The following is an 18,033-nucleotide window of genomic DNA, read 5'->3' as shown; positions in this document are numbered from 1 at the left end:
GTGGCACGCGAAAAAGCGCTCAAGCCCTCAAAAGGGGGTCACAATATATCCGTTTTCGGAAAAGTGGTCAAAATACCCTGATTGTGCGCTGAAAGCGGGGCCAAAACGCTCGTGCATATTTTCTGGCGCGGGACAATCCTGGGGTTTTGTCGATGGCGGCTGGAGGCAATGGGTGCCAGGGCGCGTGGTCGGCGGAATCAGTTTGCCCAATCCTGGGCAAACGCAACTGCGTCACTGATTGCTCAGCGCACAATCAGGGTATTTTGACCACACTGAGCAAAACGTATCGGGCCGAGGGGGCGACGGTCATGAGCGTATGCATTTTTGGAGAGTCAGCGCTCGAATTTATGCGATCGAGCGGACGATTGGCGCCGGAGTTTTTGGATAGACCACGCACGCAAAAACTGGATGGCTGCGGCATATCGCCAAAAGCTATGTTTGCGGACGACATGGGGCGTTTGGGTGTGAAAACGCGTCCCGTGCACATCCTGGTGTCCAAAGAGTCGGGCGCCCGCAGCCGCGACGACATCGTGTGCCACCGCAGCGCGGCGGAGTTGCCACCTCGTTCGCTTATTTACGTGAATAGGGATGTTTTAGTGACGAGCCCGGCTCTGACATTTCTGCATCTTGCAACAGTGGACCTGCACAAGAAGCGGCAGCGCACCGTCGAGGAGCTGGCGATGATCGGCCTCGAGCTGTGCGGAACCTACCTCCTCGATGATTCATGGGATGGTCTTACCAACACGGCGAAGCCCCTGACTTCCGTCGAACAGATCGCCCGTGTGCTGGATGCGATGCCCGGAGCGCCGGGGATCGTCCGGGCCCGCGAGGCGCTTGAGCTGGTCGGTGACGGCTCCAACTCGCCCATGGAATCCGTTCTTTGCGCATTGCTTACCTGGCCGCGGCGACTCGGTGGTTATGCCCTCGGGCCTGTCTCGCTCAACCATCGCGTCTCAACCGCCGACGGGGACCGCTATGTGGACGTTGCATTCCCCGGTCATAAGGTCGGTCTCGAGTACAAGGGCCGCAAGTTCCACATGATCGAGCAGGTCGAGCGCGACGACCGCAGGCAGAACAAGCTGGTTGGCTCGGGCTGGACCATATTGAACGTCTGGTACGAGGACATTGTCGAAGAGCATCTGTACAACCAGCTCGTCGTGGACGTTGCACGTGCGATGGGCATTCGGCTGAGAATCCGCAGCAGCGGTTTCGATGCGCGTCGCAACGTGCTGCGCATGCAGCTCATCCCAGCATTCAAATGGTACGCTGCAGCGTTGGCACGGTAGCTGGCCAAAAAACAAGAACGCCGCCAATCGCAAGGTCGCGAGAGACGGCGCGGGGTGAGGCCCGTGCGTGGGTATGGGGTCTGTCTCAGGCGGGTCATCGGGGCGAAAGGCCGCCGCAAAACGAGGCCCGAGCCCGGTTACAGGATTTGCACCTGACAGCTCGCCATGGTGGTGATCGCGGCGTCGTGCGCGGCGGGGGTGACGCCGGCGCTCAGGGCGGGGTTCACGCTGAGCGGGACCTCGGGCAGGTGCGCCTTGATGGTGAGGGCGTTGCTGACCACGCAGATGTCGGTGCACAGGCCGCAGAGTTCGATGGAGTTGATGGGCTCGGCGTCGTTTTGCGCGACGAGCCAGCGGGCAAGGTCGAGCGATCCGAACGAGGGCTTTTCGAACACGGGAGCGCTGCGGTGGGTGCGAACCGTCTCGAGGGCGGGTGCGAGCTCCCAGCCGGTCGTGCCGGCGATGCAGTGGGGAATGGGCAGGTTGCGACCCTCTTGCGTGGTTGCGTAGTCGCTGCCGTGGGTGTCTTTGGTGAAAACGACCGTGCCGCTGAAGCTGCTGGCGCGTTGGGCGACCGCCTCGACGATGGCCTGCGCCTCGGGCGTGCCCAGGGCGCCGTCGATGAAGTCATTTTGCATGTCGATGACGACAAGGTAGGAGTTGGACATGGCGAGGGCTCCTTTGGTGTGGGAATTGCGTTGATCAATATTGTATAGGCGATGCGAAGGGAATACGGGCAAGCATTGGTTCCCGCCAATCCGACTGCACCTACTTTGAGGAACGTCTGTTCGATCGGTACAATACAGAGATCGAACAGGCGTTCCTAATAAGGTGGAAATCGTGGACGCAACCCTGGAATATGACAGCTCTTCAATTGAGTCAATCCTTGCGTATGCCAAGCGTCTTGAAGGCCATACGCTCAGGGAGGAATGCCCGGGACTGGAGCGAGTCGAGGACCCACATAAAAGAAGGGGGTCGTTCGGCAACGCGGTTGAAAAGTACTACTTCCATTATGAAATCAATAGCGACCCTGATGCGGATTTTGCCGAAGTTGGAACTGAGTTGAAAACGACTCCGCTCAAACAATTGAAAGACGGGCGACTTTCGGCTAAAGAGCGTCTGGTAATTAGCATGATCAATTATATGAGCGTTGTTGATGAGACTTGGGAGACGAGCTCGCTTCAGAAGAAGCTACACCAGATCTTGCTCATTGCGTACCAATATGACAAAGAGCTCAATCCCGTTGATTATCTCGTCAAGCTTGTGGAGCTCTGGGGGATTCCGGATGAAGATATCCCGACGTTCAAAAGGGATTGGGATATCGTCGTGCGGAAGATTCGCCGAGGCAGGGCTCATGAGCTGTCCGGTTCGGACACCTTGTATCTGGAGGCAGCGACCAAAGCGGCGAATGCCGCGAAGCGAACGGAGCAACCGTATTCGGATGTCCCCGCCAAGCCGAGGGCTTGGGCAATAAAGCCTTCGTATATGACAGTCGCGCTCAACGGCATGCTAGAAGCACAGGCAATTCGCAGGGACAGTGGAAGTTCGGGGCTCGATTTGCTTGCGTTGGTGAGGCGTAGATTCGAGCCATATATAGGCTTGTCGGAAAACGAATTGGCGAGCGTGTGTGGATATGGGTGGCAGGGAAATAGGAAGCCCAAGAACCTTTGCGCGCTTATAACGAAGCACATCCTGGGTGTCGACGAGGATTCTCGCATCGCGGAGTTTGAGAAAGCGGGCGTGAAGCCAAAGACGATGAGGATCAAGTGCAACGGAATGCCCAAGGAGTCGATTTCATTTCCGACGTTCGATTACTGCGACCTTGCGATATGTGAGTTCAATTCCAGTGACTTTAGGCGTTACTTGGCTCAGAAGTATCTCTTCGTTGTATATCGGGAGGACGCGGCCGATAAAGGTACGTTTAGATTGGCTGAGCTGCTCTTTTGGCAGATGCCCGACATGGACCTGCTGGAAGCGCGTCGCTGTTATGAGGAAATGCAGCGGCGGGTGAGATCCGGTCATGCGGACCAGTCGGTCAAATCAACGGAAAATCGGTGTTGCCATGTAAGGCCGCATGGCAGAAACAAAGCAGATGTGCTTCCGACGCCTTATGGATCGTTCGAGACGAAGAAGTGCTTTTGGCTGAACGCGCGTTATATCGCATCCGAGATCGATAGAGTAAGGCGGGATTTGCGCGCTCCGACTGATGAAGCGCTTGAAGAGAGGCTAGGACACAGCGGAATGACTGGAAACGTGATACGAGTTGCGGAATTGTTCGCGGGGGTTGGCGGTTTTCGCCTGGGTCTTGAGGGCTATAGCAATGAGGATCATCCGGAGTTTGAGATGCCCGCTGCCGGGCCGTTCGTGACGGTTTGGGCGAATCAGTGGGAGCCCCAGGGCTCTCCTGCCAGGCAGTTTGCTGCGCGTTGTTATGAAGAGCGATTCGGCTACGGTTCCGTGGTCAACGAAGACATACATGCGGTTTTGGGCGCTTATGAAGTGGGAGAGATCGATATTCCCGATGTGGATATGGTTGTCGGCGGATTCCCCTGTCAAGATTACTCCGTGGCAAAGCCCCTGTCACAGGCAAACGGTATTGAGGGCAAGAAGGGTGTTCTATGGTGGGACATCTATCGGTTCCTGCGTTTGAAGCAGCCCAAGTACTGTCTGTTCGAAAATGTTGATCGCCTGCTCAAGAGTCCCGCGTCGCAACGCGGTCGCGACTTCGCAATTATTCTGTCTTGCTTGGCTTCGCTTGGATATTCCGCGGAATGGCGTGTGGTGAATGGAGCGGATTACGGGTTCCCGCAGAAGCGCCGCAGAGTGTATATCTACGCAGAGCGGACGGAAGACGCTTGGGATCTGAAGGAACGACTCCGCGCGGGTGTTATGGCGGATGCGCTTCCGGCGCGATGCGTTGCGACGGAAGCGACGATTCCGATTTATGACGATCCTTTTGAGAACACGGAGCGCTTCGGCGTGGGGCTTAAGACATCCCCGTTTCAAAATGCGGGAGTCATGCAGGGCTGTACAGTTATGACCGCAAAAGTCGAGGCAGCGTATGAAGGGCCGAGCAAGACGCTGGGCGACGTTCTCGTTTCCGATTCTGAGGTGCCGGAAGAATTTTTCGTCGACGAGGCGAAGCTTGCCAAATGGCGCTATTTCAAGGGTGGGAAGAACGAGCCACGCGTCAACAAAAAGACGGGCTTTACGTATCGGTATTCTGAGGGCGCCATGGCTTTTCCCGACCCCGTTGACGCGCCTGCCCGAACCATCCTTACCAGTGAGGGGGGGGGGTCGGCTTCTCGAAGCAAACATATTGTCGCGACGGCGGACGGCAGGTATCGCCGTTTGGTCCCAGATGAGCTCGATCAGCTTCAGGGCTTCCCGAGAGGCTGGACGGACACCGGCATGACTGATGTCAACCGTGCGTTCTGCATGGGAAACGCCCTCATCGTGGGCATACCGCATTTAATCGGCAAGGCGATTGTCAACAGGATGAATAATTGACGCCATGCCAGCGCGTTGTGCCCAGCTTTATATGAGCAGGATTCTGACTGTGTCATCTGCGATAAGCTTTGCGCGTCTTTTAATGATGCTGTTGGCGAGCTCGCGATTGCCAGATGCAATAGCCCCGATTGCATCCTCTAAGTCTTGCTCAGAGAAATAGAAAGACTCCGTGATGAGCTTTGTGTAGCGCTCATCGGTATTGACCTCATAAAGGGTTTTGGCTTTCTTTCGGTTGTTGAGCCCTTTGGGCAGGAACATGCAGTTACCTATGGAATTGCCAAATAGCGCCTGCCTAGTTTTCTCGTCCGCCGCTTCGAAGTATTTTTTCGCAATGATGTGCTCGAGCTCGAAGCTCTCTCCATTTGGAACTGTTTTCGCCAAGTAGGTTAAATTGGCATGAATAGTGATGATCGCCTTGGTCTCCCCATTGAACCGAATTCCCGCCGTGTTGGATGAAAGCCATTGGTCGAAAGCGGATTCGAGTTCGCGTTGGTCAACGGGGGTAAGGTAGTCGCGTTTTTTATAGCTTGGCTGATACTCGAGGAGGCGCTGGTCGCCGGCGGAGCTCCAGACTCCCGTAAGGGCGTCGAGCAGGTAATGGCCCTTAATGTTCCTAAGGGTGTGACGATACTCAGGTGAGTCAGGATCCAGGTACCAAAGCGCGGCAAAATAAGACAGGGTTTTGAAATTGGTCGAAAGTGCCCGGGCGTATTCGTCACTTTTGTTGGCCTTGACGACCTTCAACATTTTTGAAAACACGTCTTGCAGATTGCTGCAGATGCGCTCGGTCTTTTCCAGGATGATCTGGAGATTGGATTGGATAAAGTCGGAGTAGTCGAGTAGCTTTCCCAATTTTCGATTATCGAGATCGACGGCGACGCCCAGAAGGCCGAATCCGAGTTCAGCAATCTTATTGTCGGTTTGAGGGGCGAGTGAATTCAGGTGCTCCTGCATGTACATTCCAAGAGCGATGGCGAGGTCGGAGAGGGTGATTATTCTAGTCGCGGTCAATGCATCTTCAGAAAAGTCATCGAGTTCAAAAGCTGCTCCCTTTCCCATGGATGTGTAGTACTTCTTTACATTTTCCAAAATGTCGTTTTGAAGTTCGGATGTAGAGAGTTTGATTTGCGTGTGTATCCAAGCGGCACTGAATACCTGGTATTTCGATAATTTAACGCCACCTTGATTCAGACGAGAGAAGACCTCTGCGATAAGGCTCTTGTCACCGATGAACTTGATTGCGGGTATGAGGAGGCTGGAGAAATCGACATAATTGGATAGCTCCTGCTCGATTCTTCCAAATTCCGCACGCACGGTTTTCCGGCTCGCCTTGTCATCGATATCGTCAAGCCAGTCATCGAGAGAACGCCTGTCTTGATGAAGGAGGTTATCAAATTCTGACTCGCTGAGTTGGGCACCGTCCGGAAGGGAGCTGTTGATTGAGAGAAGTGCACTTCCATAAATCTCTGGGTTCAGTGGTTTCCAAAACTTAAGACGGTCGCGGTTGAATTCGATGATGGTTGATAGTCTCTGCTGGCCGTCTATGATGAGGAGGTTGGCATCCGGCTCTTGGCTTTCGGGATAGACCAACACCGACCCGAAGGGCAGTCCCTCATGAAGAGTATTGATAAACTGCTCTTTTTTGCTTCTTGGCCACACGAGCTTACGCTGGAATCTTGGCAACTTAATTCGTTCCAGATCGATGGCAGGAATGTTGATGATTTCGTATTGGACGGTGTGCATGGGATGCCTCCTTCGACTGGCTGTATGATCTATCAATGCGCTGCTCGGCGTCAAGTTGGGTAGATCGTCATTTTGTCTGCACGGGGTCGTACCTTTAAGCCGTAGAAAAAGCCGCGTAAACGGAGCGCGGTGCAGGGCTTGAAGGGAGTCCACCATGTACGAGCCGTCACGCAATCTGTTCACGTTCAATATCGCCGGATTCCAGCACCACGACGGTGCGCTTGTCCTCAACGAGCTCAAAGCGGGCGACACGCTCGACCTCGAGCCGGAGCGCGATAACCCGCACGACGCTGACGCCATCGCCGTCAAGTTCCACGGCACCATGCTCGGTTACATCCCAGCTGATTTGGTGGGGCCGCTCTCGACCATGTTCTTCTACGGTCACGAGGACGTCTTCGAGTGCCGCGTGCTCCAGGTCGCGCCCGAACGCAGTCCGTGGCATCAGGTCCGCGCCGCCGTGTTCGTGACCGACTCGCGGTAAGTTAACCCAGCGTACAGCCTGACGTTGCGGTTCCCGGTGCGCAGTCCGCCGCCGCTCCGGTCCCCGCTGGCAGACTTCCCAGAGGATGCCAGATGGCGTGAAGGTCGTTCTCGTTGTCGTGTCCAAAGCGGATTGCCGCAAATCGAGCGTTTTTGTAACGAAGAAATTGCATGGCCGGATAGAGGGAAAAAGTAAAGGAGTTTATCAGCGGTTATGCCGTCGGTTTTGCCCGTCTACTTGCCCCTTCCGATTATTCGTTACAAAATCACTCGATTTGTGGCTTTCGACCCAGAGACGAGGGTGAAAAGGCACGCTACAATGACGCCGCAATCACCCTTCGATGGCTTTGGGAGTTCACTCGTGACGTTGTCCCTTCACATCGCATCCGTCGATCGCGACCGTGAGCGATACCGCGACCTGCTCCTGCTTGCCGATGAGCAGTGGGATATGGTCGAGCGCTATTTGCGCCGAGGCGATATGTACGCGGCGTTCGGATGGGGAGATTTGGGATGCGCTTCAGCTGAGAGCTCCGGACTCACCCCTATGAGTGGAGCCGAATCTGAGCTTTCGGTCCGGCCCGCGCCCGTCCTCGGTTGCATGATCGTGACTGACGAGGGCGTTGACGCCTCCGGTGCGCGCATTGCCGAGGTGAAGAACCTGGCGGTCGCTCCCGAGTTCCAGCGCCGCGGCGTGGGTCGCGCCCTTCTGGACTTTGCGGCCACCCGGTACGCGCCCACGCACGGCGTGCTGCAGGTGGGCACGGGGGATAGCCCGCTTACCGTGCCGTTTTACGAGACGTGCGGCTTCGCGCGTTCACATGTGCTGCCCAATTTCTTCGTCGACAACTACGACCATCCGATTATCGAGGCGGGAGTTCAGCTCAGGGACATGGTGTATCTGCGTCGCGCCCTTCCCTCAAGGGAAGACGGCGCCGCGAGCAGCTCGCTTCCAAAAGAGGGCACCTAACGGAAGTGAATCGAGTTTCACTTCCGTTAGCCATATGCTATCGGAAGTGAAATATAGTTCACTTCTCTTAAGCTACAATAACGGAAGTGAAATCCAGTTCACTTCCGTTAGCAGCTATGTAAAGGAAGTAAAAATGGTGGCAGCGGGCAGACGGCTTAATCAATGGCAGCCAATCTCGTATGAACAGCGAGCGTGGCAGCGCGACCCAGACGAGCTCGAGTTTTTTCCCAAAAGCGCCCGTAGAAGAATATTGCCCGAGTACGATGCCGCGGTTCCGCACATGATTACGCACAAGGACGTCTTCCTTGATTCGGTTCTTTCGGCGCGCATGTCCGACCTGCTCATATCGATCGCCCGTTTTGATGGCGAACAGGCTGAGCGCGGGTATGACCTGCCCGCCCTCCTGTTGAGAAGCGAATCCTCCGCAAGCTCTCAGATTGAACGGCTCACCTCAAGTGTTCGAAACGTCGCGTTGGCGGAGCTGACCGATGAGACGCCTCAGAACGCCCGCCTCATCGCGGGAAACATCGCTGCGATGCGAGAGGCGCTGTCCGCTCGTGACGAACTGACCGTCGAATCAATCCTCGATATTCATCGGGCTCTGATCAATTGGAGCGGTGAGACATTTGGAGGAGAGTTACGGGAAGAGCAGGTTTGGGTGGGAGGGACCCCGTACAGTCCCCACGGCGCTCAGTATGTGCCGCCGGCATGGGAGCGCGTTCCCGAGTATCTTGACGACATGGTTCGCTTTGCCTCACGCGATGATGTCGACCCCGTCGTTCAGGCCGCGGTTTTGCATGCACAGTTCGAAACGGTTCACCCGTTCATTGATGGGAACGGGCGGACGGGCCGTGTGTTGCTGCACAAGATGCTGCGCAAATCCGGGGTGATGTCCCATGTCACACTGCCCGTGTCCGCGGGCCTGCTTCACAACGTAGATGCCTACATGGAGTCTCTCGATGCGTATCAGCAAGGTGATCCCATCGCCGTGGTCAGGCAGCTCGTGGAGGCGCTTGAGTTGTCTCTTGTGGTGGGCAGGCTCGTGGCGAGGAGCCTCGATGACGTGTTCGAGGGCTGGCGCGAGATAATGACCGAGCGCGAAAATTCCAGCATCTATAAGCTGCCGTCCATATTGGCGGAGCAGCCGGTGGTCAACGTTGCGTACGTCGCGAGCGAATTGGATATCACTCCACGCGCGGCACAAAACGTTGTGTCCAGGGCATGTGAATATGAGATCTTACGGCCGATTGGAAACAGGCGTCGTGGTGTGTTCTTCCAGGCTGACGAACTGATCGCCATACTGGAGGAAGCCTCGAGTTTGCCGAGTATCCGCAGGATGGTGGCGTCTGTCCGATGAGCGCGCCGAGTGGACGCGTCGGGCGATCTCGCTCCGCGCGGTGCCGCGTACGAGTTTTGTCCGGACGGGCGGGTATAGTTCGAAGCATATGGAATGGGCTCGGATGAGCCTTCGGGTGGCGGCCAGACGAGGAGCAGGCATATGAACCAGGTCACGTGTCCCAAGTGCGGTACGGTCATCAATCTCGATGAGAGCGATTACGAGGGCATTGTCCGTCAGGTGCGAGATGATCAGTTCGCCCATGAGGTGGAGGAGCGCGCCGCCTCGCTGCGTCGCGAGCACGAGCAGGCGCTCGAGCTCGCCCGCTCTCAGGCCAAGGCAGAGCTCGACCGCACGATGGCGGCCCAGAAGGCCGAGCTGCAGGAGGCGCTCGCACGCGGCGCGGCAGAGCTACAGGAGGCCAAGGCCCGCAGTGCCGCCGAGCTGCAGGAGGCGCGAGCGCAGGGCGCCGCGGCCCTGCAGGAGGCGAACGCGGCGAGCTCCGCAAAGCTGGCGAGCGAGCAGGCTGAGCGCGCCGCCGAGCTCATGCGTGTCCGTGCCGAGGCGGATGCCCGCATCGCCGAGCTCTCCGCCAAGCTCGAGTCCGCCGTTGAGGAGCGCGAGTCTGCGGTGAAGGTCGCCGCCCAGCGCGAGCGCATGGTCGTGCAGCAGGACGCCGCCGACAAAAAAGAGGAGCTGCGCCAGATGGTCGCCGCGCGCGATGCGCAGATCGCCTCGCTCAAGGCGCAGCTGGACGCCGGCGCCACCCAGCGAGATCTCGCGGTGACGCAAGCTGTGAATGAGGCGCGCACCGCCTTCGAGGAGGAGCGCGCCAAGCTCGCTCACGACCTGGATGCGGCTCGCTTTGACCTCGCGCGCGAAAAGGACGGCCGCGCCGCCGACCACGAGACGCGCGAGGCGGAGAAGCGGCAGATCGAGACCGCCCACGCGCTCGAGATCGAGCAGGCCCGCAAGAGCGCTCAGGACCTTATCCGCTACAAGGACGAGGAGATCGAGCGCCTGCGCGATATGAAGGCGCGCCTCTCCACCAAGATGGTGGGCGAGACCCTCGAGCAGCACTGCGAGACCCAGTTCAATCAGCTGCGCGCCACGGCGTTCCCTCGTGCCTACTTCGAGAAGGACAACGACGCCTCCGACGGCACCAAGGGTGACTTCATCTTCCGCGAGTGCGATGAGGCCGGTAACGAGATCGTCTCGATCATGTTCGAGATGAAGAACGAGAATGACGCCACGGCCACCAAGCACAAGAACGAGGACTTCTTCAAGAAGCTCGATTCGGACCGCAAGAAGAAGGGCTGCGAGTACGCGGTGCTGGTCACTCTGCTCGAGCCGGAGAGCGAGCTGTACAACACGGGCATCGTGGACGTGAGCTACCGCTACGAGAAGATGTACGTGATCCGCCCGCAGTTCTTCATCCCCATGATCACGCTGCTGCGTAACGCCGCCATGAACGCGCTCGCCTACAAGCAGGAGCTCGAGCTCGTACGCCAACAGAACATCGACGTCACAGAGTTCGAGGAAAAGCTGCTGGGATTCCAGGAGGGCTTCAACCGCAACTACGACCTGGCGAGCCGCAAGTTCCAGACGGCCATCGATGAGATCGACGCCACCATCAAGCACCTGCAGAAGGTCAAGGACAATCTGATCTCGAGCGAGAACAACCTGCGTCTGGCGAACGACAAAGCCCAGGGGCTCAGCATCCGCAAGCTTACCTGGGGTAACAAAACCATGAAGGCGAAGTTCGACGAGGCCCGCGAGGAGGCGGAGCGCGCTGCCCGCGAGGGCGTCGCCGTCGAGGAGGCGCCGGGCGTCGATCCCGATTTTACGGATAGTTACGAGGTGTAGCGGACGATGGTGAAGAGCGAGGCGCGCCTGACGGCCGATGCGCTGAAGCGCAAGCGCGAACGCGAGCAGGAAATCGTAAGCCAGATGATCGCCTTGTATTGCAAGGGCAATCATTCCGCGCATCGTTCGGCGCCGCTGCGAGAGCGGGGCGGCGAGATGCAGCAGATGCGGGAGGGGGCGGCCCTTCGGGAGCAGGACTCCGGGGAGCGGCGGGACCTCTGTCCCGAATGCGCCGAGCTCGAGGCGTATGCCCACGCGCGCAGCGAGCACTGCCCGTTCATGGAAGAAAAGACGTTCTGCTCGAATTGCACGGTGCACTGCTACCGACCCGAGATGCTCGAGCGCATCCGCACGGTGATGCGGTACGCGGGTCCGCGCATGCTCTTCCATCATCCCGTGATGGCGATACGCCATATGATTGAGTCGCAGCGCGAGCGACGGCGCATCCGCTCATCGCGATAGAAGAAACAATCTGATTTCGAGCGAGAACAACCTGCGCCTGGCGAACGACAAGGCCCAGGGCCTCACCATCCGCAAGCTCACGCGGAATAACCCCACCATGAAGGCAGCCTTCGCCGAGGCTCGCGAGGAGCGCGCGCTTCCGGACGCCTAAGCGCCCCGCTTGGGTGTGAGCGCGAAGGTCATCACGAGGAGCAGCGCCGTGAAGGCCATGACGAACGGCCAGCGCGTTGGATCGGAGATGCTCGACAGGCCGATGGTGAGTGAGCTCGCGAGCGCGATGGCGGGTGCCACAGCGCGGCGTACGCGCATGAGCGCGGGGGCGTCCTCGCGCAGCGCCCCGCGGAGCGCTTCGGCGTAATACAGCGGCAGGATCAGCATGGTCATTGCCACCACGACCTCGGAGATATCGCCGTTGGGAAGCAGCGCCAGGGTGCTCACCACGGCATGCACGCCAACCCAGAACAACGTGGTGGCCAATGCGATCATGGCGCTCACCACCGGGAAGCGCAGCGTCGCGTTCATGCGGCTCACGGTGCGCTCGCAAGGCATCATGTGGTGGAGCGCCAGGGACTGGGGCATGCGCAGGGTGGCAAGCACCATGCCGTTGGCACCTCCGAGCACGGCGATGAGCGCGATGACGTTGGGCAGCGCACCGGCCTGCTCGCCAAAGAGCTTGACGAACATGAGCGAGAGGCTCGCATCGCCCGCCTCGATGACGGTCTGCGGCCCGAGGAAGCACGAGATACCCACGAAGTATCCCAGGTAAAGCGCGAGGATGATGACGGGGGCGGCGATGAGCGCGCGGGGCAGGTTGCGGCGTGCATCTTTAAGTTCCGGCGCGATGCTCACTGCGGAGCTCCAGCCGTCGAAGGCGAAGGCGACGGGCGCCGCCGCGGCGATCCATGCGGTGCCGGCTGCCGGTGCGGCGGCGATGTCGGAGCTCAGCTGGGCGACCGGGTCGTTCACCATAAGGCCTATGACGCCCACGAGCACCAGCGGCAGGGCCTTGGCCAGCGTGGTGAGATTTTGGAAGTAGCCGCTCAAGGTGGGCCACAGGATGTTCCACGCGGTGCAGGCCAGCAGGAATGCCAGGCCGATGCCCATCTGCCAGGCAAACGTCCCAGGCAGGTTGAAGGTCATGCACGCGTACACGCCCACGACCCAGCTGAGCACGGAGCAGACGACGGGCATGTACAGAAAGGTGAAGTTCCAGCCGATGAACGCGGCCCGGCGCGGGCCCAGGAATTCCTCCGCGTAGTCGATCAGCCCTCCGTGGCCGGTGGTGCGCGCGGCAAAGCGGGCCAGGGTGAGGCCGCCGAAGACGATGGTCGTGGCGGCGAGCAGCATCATGGCGACGCCGAGCGCGACGTTGCCGCCGGTGGCGATGAGGACGTTGTCGGACTTGAAGAAGATGCCGGAGCCGATACAGATGCCCACGATCAGGCAGATCGCGGTGAACAGCGAGTAGCGCTTCACCGGCGCCGCGTTGGCGTTGACGGCGGTGCTCGCGCTGGCGGAGGGGCCTTCGGCGGCGGACTTGGAGGAAGAGGTCATGGTTTCCTATCCCAGGCGTCGCATGCGGACGCTCATGTCGATGGGCTTGGCGGTGAAGGGCGCGGTGGTGGCGAGTCCGTCCACGCCGGTGGCGGCATATTCCCCCGCGTTTTCGGGGTTGACGCCCCCGGCAGCGATGATGGTGAGGCGCGGGTCGAGCGCGCGCAGGTTGCCCACGAGCTCGGCCAGCTCGTCGACTGCGACCTTGTCGAGCTGGATGCCATCGACGCCGGCCCAGGCAACGGCCCCGCGCGAGGCGGCGCAGGCGCGCGTGCAGGCGGCGTTGTGCCATGCGAGGGCGAGCGCCTGCTCGGCGTTCACCTCGACGAACAGCTTCTTCTCGATGCAGCGCGAACGGATCTGGGGCAGTTGCTCAATGAACGCGTCGATCCCTCCCATGAACGAGAGGTGATGGTCGAACACGAGGACGGTCTCGGACAGGCCCAGGCGGTGGGGGAACGCGCCGCCGGCGATGGTAGCCTCCACGAGGAGGTCCTTCACGCCCGGCATGCTCTTGCGCGTGGTGAGGATCTCGCAGGACGGGTTGGCGGCGTGCGCGGCGTCGACCATCGCGCGGGTCTTGGTCGCAACGGCGGAGAGATGGTCGAACACGTTGAGGCAGACCTTCCAGGCCTGATGGAGCTGGGCGGCCGTCCCGCCGAGGGTCATGAAGGCCTGGCCCGCCTCGAGCTCCGTGCCGTCGGGCAGGATGCATGCAACGGTGCACCCAAGCTTGGTTGCGATGCGGGAGGCCACCTCGCTTCCGGCGAGCACGCACGCCTCGCGGGTGAAGTACTCCATTTCCCCCGGTTGGGTGTCGACGCCCAGAATATGGCTGGTCAGGTCGATATAAGGCACGTCCTCGGCGATGAGCTCGTCGATGCGGGCGTCGGACAGGGTGACCATCGGTCCTCCTTAGACAGGTTCCTACGGTGGAAATCGTATCATCACCGCACGATTCTCCCGCATCTATCACGCGGAAAAGGCATAATGCTGTGTGATATATGACGTCCCGCCTACAAGACGTCCCATCGCGCCCATCGCGCGCGCCCTTGAAAGGAGACCCATGGATCTGAACAAGCGCCCCGACGACATGGTCCGCATCACCACCCCTGAGCTCGCTCAGGCTTTCATCGAGGAGCAGGTCGCCGCCTGCCGCGAGCAGATCGGCGATAAGAAGGCCCTCCTGGCCCTGTCCGGCGGCGTCGATTCCTCCGTGGTCGCCGCGCTGCTCATCAAGGCCATCGGCAAGCAGCTCATCTGCGTGCACGTGAACCACGGCCTCATGCGCAAGGGCGAGTCCGAGCAGGTCATCGATGTGTTCCGCAACCAGCTCGACGCCAACCTCGTTTACGTTGACGCCACGGATCGCTTCCTGTCCCTGCTCGACGGCGTGGCCGAGCCCGAGGCCAAGCGCAAGATCATCGGCGCCGAGTTCATCCGCGTGTTCGAAGAGGAGGCCCGCAAGGTGGGCGACGAGGTTTCCTTCCTCGCCCAGGGCACCATCTACCCCGACATCCTCGAGTCCGACGGCGTGAAGGCCCACCACAACGTGGGCGGCCTGCCCGACGACCTGCAGTTCGAGCTCTGCGAGCCCGTCCGCCTGCTGTACAAGGACGAGGTCCGCGTAGTCGGTCGCGAGCTCGGCCTGCCCGAGAACATGGTTGAGCGTCAGCCCTTCCCGGGCCCTGGCCTGGGCGTGCGCTGCCTCGGCGCCATCACCCGTGATCGCCTGGAGGCCCTGCGCGAGGCCGACGCCATCCTGCGTGAGGAGTTCGCCGCGGCAGGCCTTGAGGGCAAGGTCTGGCAGTACTTCGTCTCCGTGCCCGACTTCCGCGTCACCGGCGTGAAGGAGGGCAAGCGCCTCTACGAGTGGCCGGCGTTCATCCGCGCCGTCAACACCGTCGATGCCATGACCGCCGAGGTGCCCGAGCTCGACTGGGCGCTCCTCAAGAAGATCGGCGACCGCATCGCCTCTGAGGTCGACGGCATCTGCCGCGTCCTGTACGACCTCACCCCGAAGCCCTGCGGGACCATCGAGTTCGAGTAGTTTGAACTGACACTTCGTCGGATTTCGCGCGTAACGCGCGTCGACGGGGGAAAGGCCGGCCCACATGGGTCGGCCTTTCTTGTTTTGTTGCAGTGGACCAAGGGATTGCTAAGTAGACGCGGGGATTCACGAAGTTGCTAACTGCGGTTTTCTTCTTGAGAATCTTATTGGTACTCGATCTGTCGCCCGTTTACTGCAACAAAACGCTCAGTGCTGCGTCACCTTCAGCGCGCCCGCTTCGATTTCCCAGGTGATGCTTGTGCACGCTCGCAGGAACGCATGGTCGTGGCTCACGAGGAGCAGCGCTCCTCCGAATTGCGCGAGCGCTTGCTCCAATGCCTCAACCGAGTGCAGGTCGAGGTGGTTGGTGGGCTCGTCCATGATGATGAGCGCGGGCGCGTCCGGCAGGCCGCGGGCAATCATCAGTTTTCGCAGCTCACCGGGGCTGGTTGCAGCGCCTTCCATGATGCGGTCGGGTTCTGAGTTCAGCTGCGCCACGCAGCTGAATACATGTCCGCGGTCGGCAGGGGAGAGGGAGCGGACCTCTTCGAGTATCTGCGACCGTTGCTCCCGACTCGGCTCTTGGGGTATGTCGAGGATTGTGAGGGCGTGCGCATCTCGGTGTTCTGCCTGCAGATGCAAGAGCGCGCGAAGATGATCGAGCAGGGTGGTCTTTCCGGCACCATTTGGCCCAATGATGCCGATGCGCTCCGTATTTCCCACAAAGAGCTCCGGCAGATCGAGTTCGCTCTCGCCGCACGGGATACGGCCCGCAGGAATGTGGAGCACGGTTTTGCGGGGGCTGGGTTTGGCGTCCAGGAACAGGCTGCCGTCGTAGCGTTTGGGGACGAATGCCGCATCGGCCCTGCTTTGCGCCGCGGCAATGCGGCCGTCCATTTGCCGCAGCAGTTTGCCGCGAGCGCCGTCTTGGCCGGTAAAGATGGCGAGGTCGATTTTCGCCCGTGCGCTCCTGTCCTTGGGGTCGAGCCCCCGCTTCGATCGTCTGGCATCAGATCGCGCCGCCTCTTGGGAGCGCTGCCCCCGCTCGGCGGCGAGTCGCGCGAGTTCGCCTTTGGCGCGTTTGCGCTCGCCCGCCGCTGTGGCGCGCTCCCGCTCCGCCTGCATGTGCCCGGCGGAATAGCCACCGGGCCGCACGACGATGCGCATCTCCCCGCGGGGCCCGCTTGCCTCGAACGACGCGCAGCGCGATGCGAGCGCATCCAGCAGCTCGCGGTCGTGACTCACGAGGATGCCGACGCCGGTGAAGCTGGCCAGCAGTCCTGTCAGTTGGGCACGGGCCTCGCGATCGAGGTGATTGGTCGGCTCATCCACTGCGAGCACATCGGGTCGCTGCCAGAGCGAGCAGGCGATCTGCAACTTCTTGCGCTCACCGAAGCTGAGCTCGTCCCAGCGCCAGGGCATGTCATCGGTGAGACTCAGGCGTTTGCGGAGGCTGCGGGCCTCGCGGCCATAGTCGAGCGCGAAGTCCGCCAGGATCGCGGGCGCTTCGTCTGCCTCCTGTGGGCAGTAGGCGGCGAGCAGATTGCCCGAAACCGCTCCCGAGTCGGGTTTCAGAAGGCCGCAGGCGATTTTGGCGAGCGTGGACTTGCCGCAGCCGTTGTCGCCCAAAAGCCCGGTCCAGCCTTGCGGGAAGGCAATGGTCGCGTTATTCAAAATGGGGTCTTGTGCCGCGGGGTGCGTGTAGGTCACACGCGAGAGTGCGAGCTGCATAAAGACATCCCCTCCTTGTTTGATCGGAGGCCAACAGAATCGTTGAGGTGGATGTCTAAAAGCGCATGGTCACCTTGTCTCTTCGCGGTGGTGCCCTCGCATGGGGCCCGAATCCATCGGGCGGGCGAGTCAGAGTCTAACACGGGATCGTGATGCCAGCATGTGGAACGCAGGCGACCTATCGTTTTTGCGGGTGGCTCGTGAGGTGCCAGCCATTGCAGTACGGGCAGCGGTATATCGAGAGCCCGTGTCTCCCGTGTTCCTCGCAGGAAATCAGGGCCGCTTCTGCCTCGGGGCGGCTTGCGTAGCGGTTCTTCGACTCGCAAGCCTTGTGGCGGAGGGCTGCGTCATGTTCAGCGTCGATTCGTTCTTCGCGTGCATGTTCGCGAGCAAAGAGGTCGTCCATGCCGCCAGCGCTCAAGCCGTCCTCAAGGCCGGCCTCGAATGCCGCTCGTTGCTTGGCGCGCGCTGAGCGCTTGTTGCTCGCCATGGAAACTCCCATCGATAAAGGAATCGGGGCGGGTATCGCAGATTGCTGCGCTCGTCCCTGATTGAATCGCTGTTTGTGCGAACGGCACGAGACCTGAACGACTGTGGGCGGAATTACCCTCGGTCTTCTAGTGGTGACAGGCGTGCTCGGGACCCATGGCGTCGAGCTGCCCAGTGGCGATGCGCTCGGCGGCGGCTCCCACGGTCGCGGACTCAGCATCGTGCAGGACGGTGATGCCCGCGGCGGCAAAGCCTTGCATGGGGCGCATGCCCATGCCTACGGCCACGATGGCGTCGATACCGGCCTCGGAGAGGATACGCACGGGCCGCATGCAGCCGCCCTCTTCGTGAGGGGGATTGGCGATGGTACCCTCGACGGAGACTTTGCCGTCCTCGATGTTCAGGATGGTGAAGCAGTCGGCGTGGCCAAAATGCGCGGAACGCTGGGCGTCAAAGCCGCCTTTGCCAATGGAGGGAACTGCGAGCTTCATGTGCAAAACCACCTTTCCGGGCGCGTCCATTGACGCGCGGTGAAGATAAACCGACACCCATGGTAACG

16 protein-coding genes are annotated in these 18,033 nt (G+C 60.3%); 9 read left to right on the top strand and 7 right to left on the bottom strand.

Going from position 1 to position 18,033, the window contains the following annotated elements; translation table 11 throughout:
- The first annotated feature begins 152 nt into the window (after positions 1-152).
- On the top strand, positions 153-1,286 hold the full coding sequence (locus ACX9NZ_RS06440; protein WP_407496506.1) for a hypothetical protein: 1,134 nt from the start codon (positions 153-155) through the stop codon (positions 1,284-1,286).
- A 137-nt stretch (positions 1,287-1,423) separates the two neighbouring features.
- Here the strand turns inward: ACX9NZ_RS06440 and ACX9NZ_RS06435 are convergent, their stop codons facing one another.
- Positions 1,424-1,954: a cysteine hydrolase family protein gene (locus ACX9NZ_RS06435; RefSeq protein WP_407496505.1), complete on the bottom strand. Its 531-nt coding sequence runs from the start codon at positions 1,952-1,954 to the stop codon at positions 1,424-1,426.
- 172 nt (positions 1,955-2,126) lie between these two features.
- Here ACX9NZ_RS06435 and ACX9NZ_RS06430 point away from each other — a divergent pair, with 172 nt between their 5' ends.
- Positions 2,127-4,796 carry a Sau3AI family type II restriction endonuclease gene (locus ACX9NZ_RS06430; protein ID WP_294158815.1) on the top strand — a complete coding sequence of 890 codons (2,670 nt, stop codon included), beginning with the start codon at positions 2,127-2,129 and terminating at the stop codon, positions 4,794-4,796.
- A 27-nt stretch (positions 4,797-4,823) separates the two neighbouring features.
- Here ACX9NZ_RS06430 and ACX9NZ_RS06425 read toward each other — a convergent pair whose 3' ends face one another.
- Complete coding sequence (locus ACX9NZ_RS06425) at positions 4,824-6,539, bottom strand: DUF262 domain-containing protein (RefSeq protein ID WP_158574852.1); 1,716 nt, start codon at positions 6,537-6,539, stop codon at positions 4,824-4,826.
- A 154-nt stretch (positions 6,540-6,693) separates the two neighbouring features.
- Between ACX9NZ_RS06425 and ACX9NZ_RS06420 the strand changes: the two genes are divergently transcribed.
- The 6 genes from ACX9NZ_RS06420 (at position 6,694) to ACX9NZ_RS06395 (ending at position 11,801) form a co-directional block, all read left to right on the top strand.
- On the top strand, positions 6,694-7,020 hold the full coding sequence (locus ACX9NZ_RS06420; RefSeq protein ID WP_118654294.1) for an HIRAN domain-containing protein: 327 nt from the start codon (positions 6,694-6,696) through the stop codon (positions 7,018-7,020).
- Positions 7,021-7,380: 360 nt separating this feature from the next.
- Positions 7,381-7,986, top strand: a complete 606-nt coding sequence (locus ACX9NZ_RS06415) for a GNAT family N-acetyltransferase (RefSeq protein WP_233546240.1) — start codon at positions 7,381-7,383, stop codon at positions 7,984-7,986.
- A 250-nt stretch (positions 7,987-8,236) separates the two neighbouring features.
- Positions 8,237-9,343, top strand: a complete 1,107-nt coding sequence (locus ACX9NZ_RS06410) for a Fic family protein (protein ID WP_302741090.1) — start codon at positions 8,237-8,239, stop codon at positions 9,341-9,343.
- 141 nt (positions 9,344-9,484) lie between these two features.
- On the top strand, positions 9,485-11,188 hold the full coding sequence (locus ACX9NZ_RS06405) for a DUF2130 domain-containing protein (protein WP_407496504.1): 1,704 nt from the start codon (positions 9,485-9,487) through the stop codon (positions 11,186-11,188).
- Between the two features lie 6 nt (positions 11,189-11,194).
- A complete protein-coding gene (locus tag ACX9NZ_RS06400) occupies positions 11,195-11,650 on the top strand; it encodes a nitrous oxide-stimulated promoter family protein (protein WP_118654291.1) in 456 nt (151 codons plus the stop codon).
- Positions 11,607-11,801: a hypothetical protein gene (locus tag ACX9NZ_RS06395; protein ID WP_199588935.1), complete on the top strand. Its 195-nt coding sequence runs from the start codon at positions 11,607-11,609 to the stop codon at positions 11,799-11,801. Before ACX9NZ_RS06400 ends, ACX9NZ_RS06395 begins: the two co-directional genes overlap by 44 nt.
- Here the strand turns inward: ACX9NZ_RS06395 and ACX9NZ_RS06390 are convergent.
- Together ACX9NZ_RS06390 and modD are read right to left on the bottom strand one after the other, a co-directional pair.
- On the bottom strand, positions 11,798-13,204 hold the full coding sequence (locus ACX9NZ_RS06390; protein WP_118654290.1) for an APC family permease: 1,407 nt from the start codon (positions 13,202-13,204) through the stop codon (positions 11,798-11,800). The genes ACX9NZ_RS06395 and ACX9NZ_RS06390 overlap by 4 nt on opposite strands.
- A gap of 6 nt (positions 13,205-13,210) precedes the next feature.
- Positions 13,211-14,110: a ModD protein gene (modD, locus tag ACX9NZ_RS06385; RefSeq protein ID WP_118654289.1), complete on the bottom strand. Its 900-nt coding sequence runs from the start codon at positions 14,108-14,110 to the stop codon at positions 13,211-13,213.
- A gap of 160 nt (positions 14,111-14,270) precedes the next feature.
- On the opposite strand from modD, the gene guaA reads away from it, so the two are divergent.
- Positions 14,271-15,254, top strand: coding sequence for a glutamine-hydrolyzing GMP synthase (guaA, locus tag ACX9NZ_RS06380; RefSeq protein WP_294123216.1), 984 nt, complete (start codon positions 14,271-14,273; stop codon positions 15,252-15,254).
- 207 nt (positions 15,255-15,461) lie between these two features.
- On the opposite strand, the gene ACX9NZ_RS06375 is transcribed toward guaA, so the two are convergent.
- From ACX9NZ_RS06375 to ACX9NZ_RS06365, 3 genes are all read right to left on the bottom strand, one after another.
- Positions 15,462-16,985, bottom strand: a complete 1,524-nt coding sequence (locus tag ACX9NZ_RS06375; RefSeq protein ID WP_407496502.1) for an ATP-binding cassette domain-containing protein — start codon at positions 16,983-16,985, stop codon at positions 15,462-15,464.
- A gap of 178 nt (positions 16,986-17,163) precedes the next feature.
- Entirely contained in the window at positions 17,164-17,475 is a 312-nt protein-coding gene (locus ACX9NZ_RS06370) for a hypothetical protein (RefSeq protein WP_317439952.1), read from the bottom strand.
- A gap of 127 nt (positions 17,476-17,602) precedes the next feature.
- Positions 17,603-17,965, bottom strand: a complete 363-nt coding sequence (locus tag ACX9NZ_RS06365; RefSeq protein ID WP_294158802.1) for a NifB/NifX family molybdenum-iron cluster-binding protein — start codon at positions 17,963-17,965, stop codon at positions 17,603-17,605.
- Positions 17,966-18,033 lie beyond the last annotated feature (68 nt).

The sequence above is a fragment of the Collinsella sp. BM28 genome (assembly GCF_054551995.1).
The sequence above is the reverse complement of the archived record's forward strand: the minus strand, read 5'-3'. Positions and strand labels throughout refer to the sequence as shown.

Coding starts and splice junctions, on each gene's coding strand:
- ACX9NZ_RS06390 (WP_118654290.1), bottom strand. CDS start 13,204: ATGACCTCTTCCTCCAAGTCCGCCGCCGAAGGCCCCTCCGCCAGCGCG.
- ACX9NZ_RS06370 (WP_317439952.1), bottom strand. CDS start 17,475: ATGGCGAGCAACAAGCGCTCAGCGCGCGCCAAGCAACGAGCGGCATTC.
- ACX9NZ_RS06365 (WP_294158802.1), bottom strand. CDS start 17,965: ATGAAGCTCGCAGTTCCCTCCATTGGCAAAGGCGGCTTTGACGCCCAG.
- ACX9NZ_RS06405 (WP_407496504.1), top strand. CDS start 9,485: ATGAACCAGGTCACGTGTCCCAAGTGCGGTACGGTCATCAATCTCGAT.
- ACX9NZ_RS06375 (WP_407496502.1), bottom strand. CDS start 16,985: ATGCAGCTCGCACTCTCGCGTGTGACCTACACGCACCCCGCGGCACAA.
- guaA (WP_294123216.1), top strand. CDS start 14,271: ATGGATCTGAACAAGCGCCCCGACGACATGGTCCGCATCACCACCCCT.
- modD (WP_118654289.1), bottom strand. CDS start 14,110: ATGGTCACCCTGTCCGACGCCCGCATCGACGAGCTCATCGCCGAGGAC.
- ACX9NZ_RS06420 (WP_118654294.1), top strand. CDS start 6,694: ATGTACGAGCCGTCACGCAATCTGTTCACGTTCAATATCGCCGGATTC.
- ACX9NZ_RS06425 (WP_158574852.1), bottom strand. CDS start 6,539: ATGCACACCGTCCAATACGAAATCATCAACATTCCTGCCATCGATCTG.
- ACX9NZ_RS06440 (WP_407496506.1), top strand. CDS start 153: ATGGCGGCTGGAGGCAATGGGTGCCAGGGCGCGTGGTCGGCGGAATCA.
- ACX9NZ_RS06435 (WP_407496505.1), bottom strand. CDS start 1,954: ATGTCCAACTCCTACCTTGTCGTCATCGACATGCAAAATGACTTCATC.
- ACX9NZ_RS06400 (WP_118654291.1), top strand. CDS start 11,195: ATGGTGAAGAGCGAGGCGCGCCTGACGGCCGATGCGCTGAAGCGCAAG.